This window comes from Pseudomonas sp. SB113 (assembly GCF_040754745.1).
GTDB lineage: Bacteria > Pseudomonadota > Gammaproteobacteria > Pseudomonadales > Pseudomonadaceae > Aquipseudomonas > Aquipseudomonas grimontii.
In genome coordinates this window covers 1-14,526 of record NZ_JBFMHW010000049.1, presented here as the reverse complement: position 1 = coordinate 14,526, position 14,526 = coordinate 1, and the positions used below count along the sequence as shown (strand labels likewise).

General features: G+C 62.6%; 10 protein-coding genes. 2 read left to right on the top strand and 8 right to left on the bottom strand.

Features of this window, described 5'->3' with window-relative positions; translation table 11 throughout:
* Positions 1-187 precede the first annotated feature (187 nt).
* From moaA to AB1462_RS31215, 8 genes are read right to left on the bottom strand one after another with little or no spacing between them, the layout of a single operon-like run.
* Complete coding sequence (gene moaA / locus AB1462_RS31250; protein WP_090403151.1) at positions 188-1,174, bottom strand: GTP 3',8-cyclase MoaA; 987 nt, start codon at positions 1,172-1,174, stop codon at positions 188-190.
* A 1-nt stretch (position 1,175) separates the two neighbouring features.
* Positions 1,176-2,105: a peptidylprolyl isomerase gene (locus AB1462_RS31245; RefSeq protein WP_367248924.1), complete on the bottom strand. Its 930-nt coding sequence runs from the start codon at positions 2,103-2,105 to the stop codon at positions 1,176-1,178.
* A 10-nt stretch (positions 2,106-2,115) separates the two neighbouring features.
* Complete coding sequence (gene narI, locus AB1462_RS31240; RefSeq protein ID WP_090403147.1) at positions 2,116-2,796, bottom strand: respiratory nitrate reductase subunit gamma; 681 nt, start codon at positions 2,794-2,796, stop codon at positions 2,116-2,118.
* On the bottom strand, positions 2,789-3,544 hold the full coding sequence (narJ, locus tag AB1462_RS31235; RefSeq protein WP_027607173.1) for a nitrate reductase molybdenum cofactor assembly chaperone: 756 nt from the start codon (positions 3,542-3,544) through the stop codon (positions 2,789-2,791). The genes narI and narJ overlap by 8 nt, the downstream gene beginning before the upstream one ends.
* Before the next feature lie 3 nt (positions 3,545-3,547).
* Positions 3,548-5,086 carry a nitrate reductase subunit beta gene (gene narH / locus AB1462_RS31230; RefSeq protein WP_027607174.1) on the bottom strand — a complete coding sequence of 513 codons (1,539 nt, stop codon included), beginning with the start codon at positions 5,084-5,086 and terminating at the stop codon, positions 3,548-3,550.
* A 1-nt stretch (position 5,087) separates the two neighbouring features.
* Positions 5,088-8,861 carry a nitrate reductase subunit alpha gene (locus tag AB1462_RS31225; protein ID WP_090403144.1) on the bottom strand — a complete coding sequence of 1,258 codons (3,774 nt, stop codon included), beginning with the start codon at positions 8,859-8,861 and terminating at the stop codon, positions 5,088-5,090.
* A 57-nt stretch (positions 8,862-8,918) separates the two neighbouring features.
* Positions 8,919-10,316 carry a NarK family nitrate/nitrite MFS transporter gene (locus AB1462_RS31220; protein ID WP_367248921.1) on the bottom strand — a complete coding sequence of 466 codons (1,398 nt, stop codon included), beginning with the start codon at positions 10,314-10,316 and terminating at the stop codon, positions 8,919-8,921.
* A gap of 2 nt (positions 10,317-10,318) precedes the next feature.
* Complete coding sequence (locus AB1462_RS31215; RefSeq protein WP_090403140.1) at positions 10,319-11,575, bottom strand: nitrate/nitrite transporter; 1,257 nt, start codon at positions 11,573-11,575, stop codon at positions 10,319-10,321.
* Between the two features lie 310 nt (positions 11,576-11,885).
* Here AB1462_RS31215 and AB1462_RS31210 point away from each other — a divergent pair, with 310 nt between their 5' ends.
* Together AB1462_RS31210 and narL are read left to right on the top strand one after the other, a co-directional pair.
* Positions 11,886-13,688: a HAMP domain-containing protein gene (locus AB1462_RS31210; RefSeq protein WP_090403137.1), complete on the top strand. Its 1,803-nt coding sequence runs from the start codon at positions 11,886-11,888 to the stop codon at positions 13,686-13,688.
* A complete protein-coding gene (gene narL, locus AB1462_RS31205; protein ID WP_090403135.1) occupies positions 13,685-14,332 on the top strand; it encodes a two-component system response regulator NarL in 648 nt (215 codons plus the stop codon). The genes AB1462_RS31210 and narL overlap by 4 nt, the downstream gene beginning before the upstream one ends.
* Positions 14,333-14,526 lie beyond the last annotated feature (194 nt).

Sequence of the window (14,526 nt, the reverse complement as noted above, 5' to 3'; positions counted from 1 at the left end):
ACACAACGCCAACGCAGCCTCGCCAAGGCTCGACAGCTGCTACGCGTTATCCTACTGAAGTTGTGTAGATACTTATGCTCATCGGGGGCAAGCCCCCTCCCACATTTTTAACCGAGTACACCAGACCCAACTCCGGCCAGCTCTAAGGCCGTGGTTAACCCTTCAGGCCGAAGTAATGGATATGTACTCACCCCCCACTCATATTCATAAACCGCACCACCTGCACCTCCCCCGCCCCACTGAAATCATGCCGCAACGGCTTGCCCTCCAACCCCCTGTGCAACGCCTCAACCAAAGGCCCATCCTCCCCCGGATAGCGCCGTAACAAAGCGCGAAAATCCACCGCATCCTCCTGCCCCAGGCACAACAACAACTGCCCCTCCACCGTCATCCGTACCCGATTACAACTGCCACAAAAATTATGCGAATTCGGCGAAATAAACCCCACCCGCGTCCCCGGATGCCGTGCCAACCGCACATACCGCGCTGGCCCTCCGCTGTTCTCGGTGCTGTCGATCAGCCCATGCTCACGGGCAATCAGCGCACGCACTTCATCGCTGGAGCAGAACGTCTCCCCCCGCGACCGCCCCACGTCCCCCAGGGGCATTTCCTCGATAAAACTGATGTCGACACCCTGCTCAATGGCATACCGCACCAATGCCGGCACTTCGTCAAAATTGCGCCCCTTCATCACCACGCAGTTGAGCTTGACCCGCTCGAACCCCGCATCCCGCGCGGCCTCGATACCGTCCAGCACTTGGCGCAGATCACCGTTGCGGGTAATCGCGCGAAAGCGCTCAGGGTCCAAGCTATCGAGGCTGATGTTCATGCGCTTGACCCCCGCCTCCACCAACGGCCGCGCCAGTCGCGCCAACTGCGAGCCATTGCTGGTCATCACCAGTTCACGCAGCCCCGGCAGCGCCGCGATGTTGCGGCACAGGCCGAGAATGCCCGGGCGAATCAATGGCTCGCCCCCGGTCAGGCGGATCTTGCGCACGCCCTGCCCCACAAACAGCGCGGCCAGGCGTTCCAGTTCTTCCAGGGTCAGCACCTGCTGGCGCGGCAGGAATGTCATGTTTTTCGCCATGCAATACACACAGCGAAAATCACAACGGTCGGTCACCGACAAGCGCAGGTAATCGATCGAACGGCCCACCCCATCCACCAGGCTCATGTCACTGCACCAACGGTGAGTCGGCACCCTGCAGCGCGATGCCGCGGATGTCCGCCGCGCCGATCAGGGTTTGCAGGTACTGCACCAATGCCTTCTGCCACACCCCTTGCTGCAACTGGGTGCGAATCGCTACAGCCACGGCTTCGTACGGCAACGGCTGGCCTTCGATACGCTGGTCGACACTGATCACATGCCAGCCGTAACGGCTCTCCAGCGGCTTGGCGGCCAGGCCTGGGGCCAGGGTGAACAGCTGGCGCTCCAGCTCGGGCACGGTCTGGCCTTTGCTCACCTGGCCCAACGAACCACCCTGGGCCTTGGACGGGCAGGCCGAGTATTTGAGCGCCAGTTCGGCAAATTGGCCGGGCTGTTCTTCCAGGCTCAGCAGCAGGACTTCGGCCTGGGTGCGCGCCAGGTGGCGCGCCTCGGCATCGTCCGGCGCGCATTCGAGCAGGATGTGCCGCGCCGCCAACAAAGGCGCGCTGTGAAAGCGTCCACGGTTGTTCTCGAAGTAGCGCACACAGGTCGCCTCGTCGCAGTCCGGCACCGTGACCTCACGCTCCAGCAGCAGGCGCGTGGCCGCCTCTTCTTCGTTCTCACCGGCGGCGATCTCCACCGCCAGGCCCAGCTCGGCGATCCGCTGCTGCAACAGCTCGCGGATCACCAGCGCGCGGGCGGCCAGGTACACCGCCTCCTCGCGGCTGTCGGCCGGGTGGTATTGCAACTCCAGGGCCATGCCCTCGGGCGTGACCGCCACGCCATTGACGCTGATGATCGGCCATTCCTGTTCACTGCTGGCGATCAACTCCGGCGCCTTGAGTTCCTCGAAAGGCGCCTGGGCTACAACCTCGGCCATCGTCACCGGTTCTTTGGCCGACGAGCCGCAACCACCGCTGCCGCCGTTACCGCCACCACATCCGCATCCTGTAGTCATGACGTTCTCCTCAGTACTTCTGCCGCACGATTTGATAACGACGCCCCAAGTACCAGATCGGCGCGCTGACCATGTGCACCAAGCGGGTAAACGGGAACAGCACAAACAGGGTCAAGCCCAGCGCCACGTGGGCCTTGTAGATCAGGCTGACCGGCTCGATCGAAGCCGCCGCGTCCAGCGGACGCAACAGCACCACGTTCTGCGCCCAGTCGGCGAGCATCACCATCACCGAACCGTCCATATGCCCGGTAGAGGCAACGATGGTCAGCAAACCCAGCACCAACTGCGCCAGCAGCACCAGCAGGATCAGGATGTCCGACGGGCTCGAGGTAGCCCGCACGCGCGGGTCACCCAGGCGGCGCTTGACCAGCATCAGCAGGCCCACCAGACACAGCAGGCCGAAGAAGCCACCCGAGACCATCGCCAGCAACTGCTTGTTCTCAGTGCTGATCACATGGTGGTAGATCGACGCCGGGGTCAGCAGGCCGACAAAATGCCCGGCCAGCACGAACAGCACGCCGATATGGAAGAAGTTGCTCGCCACGCGCATGCCACGGTTGTTGAGCATCTGGCTGGAGCCGGCCTTCCAGGTGTACTGCGACAAGTCGAACCGCGCCCAACTGCCCAACAGGCAGATCGCCAGGGCCACATAGGGGTACACCCCGAATACCAGCAAATTCCACTTAGACATTACCCACCTCCCCGGCGGGCGCTGCGGCCCGGCCTTCTTGCTGAAAATCCACCCAGTGCAACGGCACCGCGCTTTCTTCGCGGGCCTTGCCCGGACTGCTCGGCATTGAACTGCAACGGTCCTGCTGTTCGGCCTGCATAAAGTCCACCGCTTCCTCTTCCCAGATTTTGTCCAGGGCTTCGAGGGAGTCGTCGCGTGGTTCGGCGGCGACCTGGGCACGCAGTTCGGCCACAGCCTGGTGCGGCTCGGCGCCGGCAATCTGCAACAACGCACGGAAGCAACTGGCATAGCCGCTCTCACGCTCGTCCAGACGCGCGGCGAGCAAGGCCAACAGGTGCGCCACATCCGCCAGGCCCTCACGGGCCTCGATGTCTTCGCGGGTGGACAGGAACTCCAGGTACAACGGGATGTAGTCCGGCAGCTCCTTGACGCCGATGGCAAACCCGGCTTCTTCGTACTGGGCCATCATGTCGACCATGGCCTGGCCGCGGTCGCGGGACTCGCCGTGCACGTGTTCGAACAACAACAGCGACAGCGAACGCCCCCGGCCAAACAGCGCGCCGTAGTGTTCCTGGCCGTCCATCAGATCATTGGCGCAGATCAACTCCAGCAGCTCGAACAACGCACCGCGCTGCTTGGGGCTGATTTCCCGCGATTCGAGAATCGCCTGCTCCAGTTCATCGCGACCGTTCACCAGGGTCTCGGTGGGGTAGTCGAGCAGCAACGAAATCACTTTAAGAATGCGCATGGCTCAGTCCTCCCAGATCTGGACGGTTTTCAGCACGTCACGGCGGTTGGCCTTCTTGGCGCCGAACATGTTGGTGTCGGAACTGCCGCTGCAACCGCTGCCGAAGCTGAAACCACACCCGGAGCGTTCAGCGAACGCGTCGCTCATGGCGTCTTCACGGTGGGCGCTCGGTACCACGAAGCGGTCTTCGTAGTTGGCGATCGCCAGGTAGCGGTACATCTCTTCCACCTGTTCAACGCTCAGGCCGACGTCTTCGAGCACTTGCAGGTCCTGCACGCCATCGACTTGCTGGGAGCGCTTGTAGGCGCGCATCGCCAACAGCCGCTTGAGTGCACGCTTGACCGGTTTTTCATCGCCGGCGGTGAGCATGTTCGCCAGGTACCGCAGCGGAATACGCAGGCTGTCCACATCCGGGATCACCCCGTTCATGCCCACGGTGCCGGCAGCGGCGGCGTTCTGGATCGGTGACAGCGGCGGTACGTACCAGACCATCGGCAAGGTGCGGTATTCCGGGTGCAGCGGCAGCGCCAGCTTCCAGTCGACCGCCATTTTGTACACCGGCGAACGCTGGGCCGAGTCGATCACCGACTGCGGCACGCCATCGGCCAGGGCCTGGCGAATCACCGCCGGGTCATTCGGGTCGAGGAAGATTTCCAGTTGCTTCTCGTACAGGTCCTGCTCGTTGGCGGTGCTCGCCACTTCGCTGATGCGGTCGGCGTCGTACAGCAGCACACCGAGGTAGCGAATCCGACCCACGCAGGTTTCGGCGCACACGGTCGGCATACCGGCTTCGATACGCGGGTAGCAGAAGATGCACTTCTCGGACTTGCCGCTCTTCCAGTTGAAGTAGATTTTCTTGTACGGGCAGCCGCTGATGCACATGCGCCAGCCCCGGCACTTCTCCTGGTCGATCAGCACGATGCCGTCTTCTTCACGCTTGTAGATCGCACCGCTCGGGCAGGATGCCGCGCACGCCGGGTTGAGGCAGTGCTCGCACAGGCGCGGCAGGTACATCATGAAGGTGTTTTCGTACTCGCCATAAATGTCGGCCTGGATCTGGTCGAAGTTTTTGTCCTTGCGGCGCTTGGCGAATTCGGTACCGAGGATTTCCTCCCAGTTCGGGCCCCACTCGATCTTTTCCATGCGCTTGCCGGACACCAGCGAACGCGGGCGTGCGGTCGGCTGGTGCTCGCCCAATGGCGCGGTGTGCAGGTGCTGATAGTCGAAGTCGAACGGCTCGTAGTAGTCGTCCAGGCTCGGCAGGTCGGGGTTAGCGAAGATGTTCGCCAACACGCGGAACTTGCCCCCGATGCGTGGGTTGATCGAGCCGTTGGCGTTGCGCACCCAGCCGCCCTTCCACTTGTCCTGGTTTTCCCACTCTTTGGGGTAGCCGATGCCGGGCTTGGACTCGACGTTGTTGAACCAGGCGTATTCCATGCCTTCACGGCTGGTCCACACGTTCTTGCAGGTGATCGAACAGGTGTGGCAGCCGATGCATTTGTCCAGGTTGAGGACCATGCCGATCTGTGAGCGAATTTTCATCTCAGTTCTCCTCGATGTCAGTCGGCAATGGGCGCGGCAAGTCATCGCCGCTGGAGCCATCGAGCCAGTCGACCTTGGCCATCTTGCGCACCACGACAAACTCATCGCGGTTGCAACCGACCGTGCCGTAGTAGTTGAAACCGTAGGCCTGCTGGGCATAGCCGCCGATCATGTGGGTCGGCTTGAGCACCACGCGGGTTACCGAGTTGTGGTGGCCGCCGCGGGTCTTGGTGGTTTCCGAACCCGGCACGTTCACGATGCGTTCCTGGGCGTGGTACATCATCACCATGCCTTCCTTGACGCGCTGGCTGACCACCGCACGGGCGGTCAATGCACCGTTGACGTTGAAGCATTCGATCCAGTCGTTGTCTTCGATGCCGGCACGCTTGGCGTCGATTTCCGAGAGCCACACGATCGGTCCGCCACGGCTCAGGGTGAGCATCAGCAGGTTGTCGCTGTAGGTGCTGTGGATGCCCCACTTCTGGTGCGGGGTGATCCAGTTCAGCACAATCTCGGTCTCGCCATTGCTGCGCTTGCCCTTCACGCCTTCGATGGTGCGGGTGTTGACCGGTGGCCGGTAGCTCATCAACTGCTCGCCGAACGCCTGCATCCACGGGTGATCCTGGTAGAACTGCTGGCGGCCGGTGATGGTGCGCCATGGGATGTTTTCATGCACGTTGGTGTAGCCGGCGTTGTAGCTCACGTGCTCGTCTTCGAGGCCTGACCAGGTCGGGCTGGAGATGATCTTGCGCGGCTGCGCCTGGATGTCGCGGAAGCGAATCGCTTCGTGGGCCTTGGAGATCGCCAAGTGGCTGTGGTCGATGCCGGTGAATTCCGACAGCGCGGCCCAGGCTTTCAAGGCGACCTTGCCGTTGGTTTCCGGGGCCAGGGACAGGATCACTTCGGCGGCGTCGATGGCCGTGTCGATTTTCGGCCGGCCGTGGCTGATGCCCGCATCGCTTTCGTGATGGTTCAGTTCGCCGAGGAATTCGACTTCTTCATCGGTGTTCCAGTTGATGCCCTTGCCGCCGTTGCCGAGTTTTTCCAGCATCGGGCCCAGCGACGAGAACTGCTTGTAGATGTTCGGGTAGTCACGCTCCACCACTGCCATGTTCGGCGCGTTCTTGCCCGGAACCGGCGCCACACCGGCGCTTTTCCAGTCGGTGCCGCCAAACGGCTGGGCCAGTTCGCCGACGCTGTCGTGCATCAACGGTACGGTGACCAGGTCTTGCTCCACGCCCAGGTGGCCGACCGACATGGCCGAGAACGCCTTGGCGATGCCCTTGTAGATTTCCCAGTCGGAGCGCGACTCCCACGCCGGGTCGATGGCCGCCGACAACGGGTGAATGAACGGGTGCATGTCCGAGGTGTTCATGTCGTCTTTTTCGTACCAGGTGGCGGTCGGCAAGACGATGTCGGAATACACGCAGGTGGAGGACATGCGGAAGTCCAGGGTGGTCACCAGGTCAAGCTTGCCGATGGCGCCGTCCTCGACCCATTCGGCCTCGGTGGGCTTGCATTCGGTGCTGTGGCCGATGTCTTCGTTCATCACGCCGTTCTTGGTGCCCAACAGGTACTTGAGCATGTACTCATGGCCCTTGCCCGAGGAACCGAGCAGGTTGGAGCGCCAGATAAACATGTTGCGCGGGAAGTTCACCGGGCTGTCCGGCTGTTCGCAGGCAAAGCGCAGGCTGCCGTCCTGCCAGGATTTGACCACGTAGTCCTTCGGCGTCATGCCGGCGGCGGCGGCATCACGGCAGATGTGCAGCGGGTTGGTGTTGAGCTGCGGAGCACTGGGCAACCAGCCGGCGCGTTCGGCGCGGATGTTGTAGTCCAGGGCGTGTTCCGGGAACTGCGATTTGTCGGCCAGCGGCGAGAGCACGTCGTGCATGCTCATCTTCTCGTGGCGCCATTGCGAACTGTGGCCGTAGAAGAAGCTGGTGCCGTTCATCTGGCGTGGCGGGCGGTTCCAGTCGAGGCCGAAGGCCAGGGGCAGCCAGCCGCATTGCGGGCGCAGTTTTTCCTGGCCGACGTAGTGGGCCCAGCCGCCGCCGGTCTGGCCGACGCAACCGCAGAGCATGAGCATATTGATCAGCCCGCGGTAGTTCATGTCCATGTGGTACCAGTGGTTCATCGCCGCGCCGACGATGATCATCGAACGGCCCTTGGTCTTGTCGGCGTTGTCGGCGAACTCACGGGCGATCTGGATGGCTTTCTCGCGGCTGACGCCGGTGATCGCTTCCTGCCACGCCGGGGTGCCCGGCACGCTGGCGTCGTCGTAGTCTTTGGCCACGTTCTGGCCGCCCAGGCCACGGTCGATGGCCAAGTTGGCGGCGGACAAGTCGAACACCGTCGCCACTTTGGCCACGCTGCCGTCGGCCAGGGTCACGCTGTGCACCGGCACGCGGCGGAACTGCACGGCATCGCCGGCCACGTGCTGGAAGTGTTCGTGGGCTTCGCCGGCAAAATACGGGAAGGCCACTTCGGCGACGTCGTCACCGATCAGGCTGAGTTTCAGGTCGATGGCGCGGCCTTCACCGCCCTCCTTCGCGAGGATGTTCCACTTGCCTTTCTCGCCCCAGCGGTAGCCGATGGAGCCTTGTGGCGACACCAGTTCACCGCTCTCGTCGAGGGCGATGGTTTTCCATTCCGGGTTGTTGTCCTGACCGAGGTTGCCGGTGAGGTCCGAGGCGCGCAGGAAGCGGTCGGGCTGGAAGCCGGCGCCGGGCGCGAACCCGGTCATCGGCTTGAGCATCACCAGCACCGGCAAGTCGGTAAAGCGCTTGGCGTAGTCGGTGAAGTAGGCGCTCGGTTTATCCAGGTGAAATTCCTTGAAGATCACGTGGTTGAAGGCTTGGGCCAACGCGGCGTCGGTGCCCTGCTTGGGGTTGAGCCACAGGTCGGTGAGCTTGGCTACTTCCGAGTAGTCGGGGGTGATGGCCACGGTCTTGGTGCCCTTGTAGCGCACCTCGGTGAAGAAGTGCGCGTCCGGGGTGCGGGTCTGCGGGACGTTGGAACCCCAGGCGATGATGTAGTTGGAGTTGTACCAGTCGGCCGATTCCGGCACGTCGGTCTGCTCGCCCCACACCATCGGCGAGGCCGGTGGCAGGTCGCAGTACCAGTCGTAGAAGCTCAGGCACACGCCGCCGATCAGCGACAGGTAACGCGAACCCGCCGCGTAGCTGACCATCGACATGGCCGGGATCGGCGAGAAGCCGACGATGCGGTCCGGGCCGTATTGCTTGATGGTGTAGACGTTGGAGGCAGCGATGATCTCGTTGACCTCCTCCCAGTTCGAACGAATGAAACCGCCCATGCCGCGCTTGCTCTTGTACGAGTCGGCCTTGACCTTGTCCTCGACAATGCTCGCCCACGCCTCCACCGGCGACAGGGTCTGGCGCGCGTCACGCCACAGCTTGAGCAGCGGTTTGCGGATCTTCGGGTACTTGAGGCGGTTGGCGCTGTAGATGTACCAGCTGTAGCTGGCACCCCGTGGGCAGCCGCGCGGCTCATGGTTGGGCAGGTCGTTGCGGGTGCGCGGGTAGTCGGTCTGCTGGGTTTCCCAGGTGATCAGGCCGTTCTTCACGTAGATCTTCCACGAGCACGAGCCGGTGCAGTTCACGCCATGGGTGGAGCGCACGATCTTGTCGTACTGCCAGCGCGAACGGTAGACGTTTTCCCAGTCGCGGGACTCTTTGCGGGTCTCACCGTGACCGTCGGAGAATTCGTTTTGCTTGCGGTTGAAGAACCGCAGTTGATCCAATAAGTGACTCATGATGCTTTCCTCATCAGGCGTGCCGTGGGGTGCGTTGCCCCGCGAATTCGTGGTCGATCAGCAGGGTGTGGCGCAGCCTTTGCGGGCGTACCACCACCAGGTCACGACGATGCAGCTCAGGTAGAAACCGACAAACATGTAGAAGGCCATCGCCGGGCTGCCGGTGGCGGCCATGGACGTGCCGAAAGACTTGGGAATGAAGAACGCACCAAAGGCGCCCATGGCCGAACTGAAGCCCAGCACGGCGGCGGACTCCTTGCCGGCATCCTTGATCGCCTGCTCGCGCTCGGCGGCGGATTTACCGGCACTGGCCTTCTCGTGCTGGGTGCGGAAGATCACCGGGATCATGCGAAAGGTGGAGCCGTTGCCGACACCGGTGGTGATGAACAGCAGCATGAACATGCCGAGGAAGCCGTAGAAGCTGCCGCCCTGCCCGTTCACCGGCAAAAAGTGCAGCACGCCGAACACCATCACGATCATCAGCACGAAGTTCCACAAGGTCACCCGTGCGCCGCCCAGCTTGTCCGCCAGCCAGCCGCCGAGTGGGCGTACCAGGGCGCCGACCAGCGGGCCGAGGAAGGCGAATTTCAGCGCCACCACATCCGGGAACGAGGTCTTGATCAGCAGCGGAAACGCCGCCGAAAAGCCGATGAATGAGCCGAAGGTCGCCAGGTACAGCCAGCACATCAGCCAGTTGTGCTTGCGCTTGAAGATCACCGCCTGCTCGCTGAATGAAGCGCGGGCGCTGGACAGGTCATTCATGCCGAACCAGGCCGCCACGGTGACGGTAAGGATAAACGGCACCCAGATAAAACCGGCGTTCTGCAGCCAGAGTTGACTGCCATCCGGCAAGGTTTGCGGTTGACCGCCCACCAGGCCGAACACGCCGAACGTGATCACCAGCGGGACGCAGAACTGCATCACCGACACCCCCAGGTTGCCGAGCCCAGCGTTCAGGCCCAGGGCCGTGCCTTGCTGCGACTTGGGGTAGAAGAAGCTGATGTTGGACATGCTCGAGGCGAAGTTGCCGCCGCCGAAACCGCACAGCAGCGCGATCAGTACAAACACGCTGTAGGGGGTACTGGGGTCTTGCACCGCGTAGCCCATCCACAGCGACGGCAGCAGCAACGACGCGGTGCTCAGGGCGGTCCAGCGGCGGCCGCCGAAGATCGGCACCATGAACGAGTAGAACACCCGCAAGGTCGCACCGGACAAGCCCGGCAACGCCGCCAGCCAGAACAGCTGGTCGGTGGTGAACATAAAGCCGATGGCGTTCAGGCGCACGATCACCGTGCTCCACACCATCCACACGGCGAAGGCCAGCAACAGCGCGGGAATCGAGATCCACAGGTTGCGGGTCGCGGTCTTCTTGCCGCTGGCGCCCCAGAACGCCGGGTCTTCAGGGCGCCAGTCGTGAATCACCGGCCCCGAGCCGGGCTTTTGCGCGATGGACATGTTCATTCTCCTTGGAGAGGTTGGGCGGTTTTGCCCAACAGCGGTTGCTTGCGCATTTCGCTGAAGTACATCCAGGTCAGGGACACCCAGACCACGCCGTACATCAACATGAAGCAGGACGAGCGCACGCCGGTGAGGTCCACCAGGGCGCCAAACAGGATCGGCAGCACAAAGCCGCCCAGGCCACCGGCCAGGCCGACGATGCCGGACACCGCACCCATGTTCTGTGGGTAGTCATTGGCGATGTACTTGAACACCGAGGCCTTGCCGAACGCGAAGGCGATGCCCATCACAAACAGCAGCACGGTGAACAGGGTGGCGTTGAGGCCGATATGGAAATCCAGGGGACCACTGACGGTCTGCACCTGCAATTGGGTCTGCGGGTAGCTGAGCAGGAACAAGCAGATCCAGCTCACCCACAGCACCCACCAGGTCACGCTTTGGGCGCCCCAGCGGTCGGACATCCAGCCGCCCACCGCACGCAGCACGCCGCCCGGCAGGGAGAAGCAGGCGGCCAGCAACGCGGCGCTTTGCAGGCTGAAGCCGTATTCCTGCACGTAGTATTTGGTCATCCACAGCGCCAGGGCCACGTAGCCGCCGAACACAATCGAGTAGTACTGGCAGTAGCGCCACACGGCCGGGTCTTTCAGGCACAGCAGTTGCTCGCGCAGGGTGGCGCCGCCAGCACTGCGGTGGGCCTTGTTTTCGCTGGTGAGGAACCAGAACAGCAGCGCGGTGATAAACAGGATCGCGCCGAACACCTTGGGCACCAGATGCCAGGTGCCGAGGGCGATCAGCGCCGGGGCCAGAAACTTGGTGACGGCGGCGCCCGCGTTGCCGGCGCCGAACACGCCCATGGCAAAGCCCTGGTTCTCTTTGTCGAACCACTTGGCGACGTAGGCGATGCCCACCGAAAACGAACCGCCAGCCAGGCCGACGAACAGGCCCAGCACCAGGAACTGCCAATAGGCGGTGGCGTAGGTGATCAGGTACAGCGGCAACACACAGGCGAGCATCAACAGGAAGAACACGATGCGCCCGCCGAAGCGGTCGGTCAGCAGGCCGAGCGGAAGGCGCACCAGCGAGCCGGTCAATACCGGCGTGGCGGCCAACAGGCCGAACTGGGTTTCGTTGAGTTGCAACAGCTCTTTGATGGGTACGCCCAACACGGCGAACATCATCCACACCATAAAGCAGACGGTGAAAGCCAGGGTGCTCATGCCCAGCACCAGGCCCTGTCTCATACGGGGTTGAGTCACGGTATGCGCTCCAGAAAGTGATTCCATGAGCGCAGGTTAGGGGCGGCACCCCCGCGGAACTTGACCCAGGTCAACGTCCGCCTGGGGGGTATGGGGCTATGCTGGCCCCACATACCTCTAAGGAGGTAGTTCCAATAACAAGAGAAAGTCTTTATTTATCAATGGATTGGTCTCTTGTGCCGGTATTTTCCCGTGGGAGGGTTGGCCGGCAATTCTTTAGAGGTAGTGCGCCAGGGATTGCGGTTTTTCAGCCCTTTTCCCTTTGCAGGTGCCGCCATGCAGGCTTCCAACCCCCTTCACTTACGCCGCCATGTTTAACTGGCTGCGCAGCTCCCTGCCCGCTCGCGCCGGGTTGGCGGTGATCCTGATCGCCATCCTCGCCCTCGCCAGTTCCTTGAGTGCGGGCTTGATCGCCTGGTTCAGCCAGGGCGACGCCGCCGCCATCAACACCGCCGGCTCGGTGCGCATGGAGACCTACCACCTCAGCTGGAAACTCGCCGCCGGCGCGCCCACCGACGAGATCGACACCATCATCCACAGCCTGCAAGGGCGCCTCGACAGCCAATCGCTCAAGGCGGTGCTCGAAGACGGCCCGCGCAGCGCCCTGCTACAGAGCTACCAACAAATCCAGCAGCGCTGGAACGATGACTTGCGCCCGGCCGTGGCACGCGGCGACGCGCTGCTGTTCCAGGCCAGCGCGCCGGGTTTTGTCGATCAACTCAACCAGTTCGTCAGCCTGTTGCAGCAACAGAGCGAACAGAAACAAGGCTGGCAGCAGGGTATCCAGGGGCTGGCGCTGTTCAGCACGCTGATCATCCTGCTGATCGGCCTGTATGAACTACAGTACGGCGTGGTCAACCCCCTGGAAGAACTGGTGCACGCGACCCGGCGCTTTCGTGACGGCGACTTCAAGACCCGGGTCAACCACCGCTCCGAAGACGAGCTGGGGCAACTGGCCCTGAGCTTCAACGCCATGGCCGAAACCATTGAACAATCCCACCGCACCCTGGAGAGCCAGGTGCGGCAGAAAACCCTCAACCTGCAACAAGCCAACGCCGCCCTCGAACTGCTCTACCAGAGCAGCCGCAGCCTGGCCACGCGCCTGGCGAATGCCGAGGGCCTGGATGAATTGATCCGGCGCTTCCAGAAACGCCTGCCGGGGCTGCGCCTGTCGCTGTGCCTGCAAGGGCACTTCCTCGCACCGGCCCAGCAGATGCTCTCGCTGCATGGTGAGAACGGCCGTAACGTCTGCGCCATCGGCGACTGCGCCTCCTGCCAGAAGATCCACGTCGCACTGCCCCAGGTGTTCAGCATCAGCAACCAGGGCGCGGAACTGGGTGAACTCAAGGCACACTTCCTCGACGGCCATGCGCCCCAGGACTGGGAGAAACAGTTGATCCAGGCCCTGGCCAACCTGATCGGCACCTCGCTGTCGCTCAAGCGCCAGCGTGAACAGGACCACCGCCTGCTGCTGCTCGACGAACGCACCATCATCGCCCGCGAACTGCACGATTCCCTGGCCCAGGCGCTGTCCTACATGAAGCTGCAAGTCAGCCGCATGCAAACCCTGATCCGCCGTGGCGAACCGGTGGAAACCCTGGCCACCGTCACCGCCGAACTGCGCGACGGCCTGAACAACGCCTACCGCCAACTGCGCGAATTGCTCACGACCTTCCGCCTGCAAATCCACGATGCCGGGCTGGTTCAGGAGCTACAGGACACCGCCGAAGAGTTCTCGCGGCGTGGCGAATTCCAGGTGCACCTGCATATGGACGCCCTGGCCTTCCAACTGTCGGCCAGCGAACAGATCCACTTGCTGCAGATCACCCGCGAAGCCCTCTCCAACTGCCTGCGCCATGCCCATGCGCAAAATGCCTGGCTGCAACTGCGCCAGGAGGGCGAGACCGTGAGCCTGAGCATCGAAGATGACGGCCGTGGTTTTTGCGAAGCGGTCGACAGGCGTGAACACCACGGCCTGACCATCATGGACGAACGCGCCCGCAGCCTGCACGGCCACCTCGACATCAGCCCCCGCGAGCCCCAGGGCACGCGGGTGCAACTGCGCTTTCACCCGGAATTTCTCGGGCAACCCCTACAAGGCACCCACGCATGAACACAGCCACTCGCCACCGTATCCTGCTGGTCGACGACCACCCGATGATGCGCCACGGCATGCGCCAGATGCTTGAACTGGAAGACGACCTGCAAGTGGTCGGCGAAGCCGGCAACGGCCAGGAAGCCCTGGACCAGATCGACGCGCTGCAACCGGACCTGGTGCTGCTGGACAACAACATGCCACACATGAACGGCCTCGAAACCCTGCGCCGCCTGCGCGCCATGAACTATGGCGGCAAGGTGTTGCTGTTTACCGTGTCCGACGCTGAAGACGATATTCGTGATGCGTTACGGCTGGATGCCAATGGCTATCTGCTCAAGGATATGGAGCCGGAATTGTTGATCCAGTACATCCGCGATGCGTTGCATGGCGCCTTGGTGATCAGCCCTGGCCTGACCCGCGTACTGGCCCAGGCCCTGCGCTCGCCGCAACCGCATGCGGCGGTGGAGTTGACTGAACGCGAGCGCCAGGTGCTGCGCACGATTGCCAGTGGGCACAGCAACAAGGTGATCGGGCATAAATTGGGGATTACCGAGGGGACGGTGAAGGTGCATGTGAAGAATTTGCTGCATAAGCTGGGGTTGCGGTCGCGGGTGGAGGCGGCGGTTTGGGCGATGGAGCATTTGCGGCAGGCGGGGTGAGTTTTTTGGGGGCGGGTCAGTTAACAAATAAGTGACTGACACTCCCTCATCGGGGCATAAGTATCTATGGACCTGTCCCGTGACAACGGACGCCAAGAAGCGATACTTAAATCGTTCTCTTGGAGGTTGCCATGTATCCATCTACTCGCCGTAACTACACCGATGAGTTCAAGACTCAAGCGGTTGCGCTAGCT

What these genes read in the sequence shown, in the direction of transcription:
- AB1462_RS31210 (WP_090403137.1), top strand. Translation starts at nt 11,886, where the DNA reads ATGTTTAACTGGCTGCGCAGCTCCCTGCCCGCTCGCGCCGGGTTGGCG.
- narH (WP_027607174.1), bottom strand. Translation starts at nt 5,086, where the DNA reads ATGAAAATTCGCTCACAGATCGGCATGGTCCTCAACCTGGACAAATGC.
- AB1462_RS31220 (WP_367248921.1), bottom strand. Translation starts at nt 10,316, where the DNA reads ATGTCCATCGCGCAAAAGCCCGGCTCGGGGCCGGTGATTCACGACTGG.
- narJ (WP_027607173.1), bottom strand. Translation starts at nt 3,544, where the DNA reads ATGCGCATTCTTAAAGTGATTTCGTTGCTGCTCGACTACCCCACCGAG.
- moaA (WP_090403151.1), bottom strand. Translation starts at nt 1,174, where the DNA reads ATGAGCCTGGTGGATGGGGTGGGCCGTTCGATCGATTACCTGCGCTTG.
- narI (WP_090403147.1), bottom strand. Translation starts at nt 2,796, where the DNA reads ATGTCTAAGTGGAATTTGCTGGTATTCGGGGTGTACCCCTATGTGGCC.
- AB1462_RS31225 (WP_090403144.1), bottom strand. Translation starts at nt 8,861, where the DNA reads ATGAGTCACTTATTGGATCAACTGCGGTTCTTCAACCGCAAGCAAAAC.
- AB1462_RS31245 (WP_367248924.1), bottom strand. Translation starts at nt 2,105, where the DNA reads ATGACTACAGGATGCGGATGTGGTGGCGGTAACGGCGGCAGCGGTGGT.
- narL (WP_090403135.1), top strand. Translation starts at nt 13,685, where the DNA reads ATGAACACAGCCACTCGCCACCGTATCCTGCTGGTCGACGACCACCCG.